Source organism: Embleya hyalina, assembly GCF_003967355.1.
Lineage (GTDB): Bacteria > Actinomycetota > Actinomycetes > Streptomycetales > Streptomycetaceae > Embleya > Embleya hyalina.
Genome location: NZ_BIFH01000010.1, coordinates 1 through 575 on the forward strand (window position 1 = coordinate 1; position 575 = coordinate 575).

Consider the following 575-nt stretch of genomic DNA (forward strand, 5'->3'; position numbering starts at 1 on the left):
GGGGTCACGCCGTCCTTGCGGGCGTCGATCTCGGCGGCGGTGATCCGGTCGCCGCCGGCGAGGAAGTCGGCCCAGGGGAGGCAGTCGTCCGGCGCGGTGTCCGCGAGTACGACCACCCGGTCCAGGTCCGGCAGGTCGGCGAACGGCCGGCCCTCGGCGGCGCCGCCCGCGGCCTGCCGCAACATCCCGACGTAGGACGAGCCGAGGAACGTGCCCGAGACGAACAGCAGCCTGGCGTGCGTCCTGGCCAGCACGTACCGGGCCTCGGCGCCCTTGTACCGGGTGTTCATCGGCACCACGACGCCGCCGGCGGTGAGCGCGCCGAGCGCGGCCACGATCCAGTCCGGCGAGTTCGGCGCCCACACGCCGACCCGGTCGCCCTTGCGGACGCCGGCCGCGATGGCGGCGGCCGCGGCGCGCCGGACGCGGTCCCGCAGTTCGGTGTAGGTGACCCGTACATTGCCGTCCACCACGGCCTCACGGTCACCGAAGCGGTCCGCCGCGCTGTCGACGAGAGCAGGAATGCTGCCCCACTCGAGGTCCCCTTGCATGATCGCTCCCGGAGAGGCCAGAGG

General features: G+C 74.3%; 1 protein-coding gene. It reads right to left on the reverse strand.

The window, feature by feature from the left end; translation table 11 throughout:
* A partial coding sequence (locus EMA17_RS00050) for an AMP-binding protein (protein WP_148112323.1) occupies window positions 1-551 on the reverse strand: 551 nt, incomplete at its 3' end.
* Window positions 552-575 lie beyond the last annotated feature (24 nt).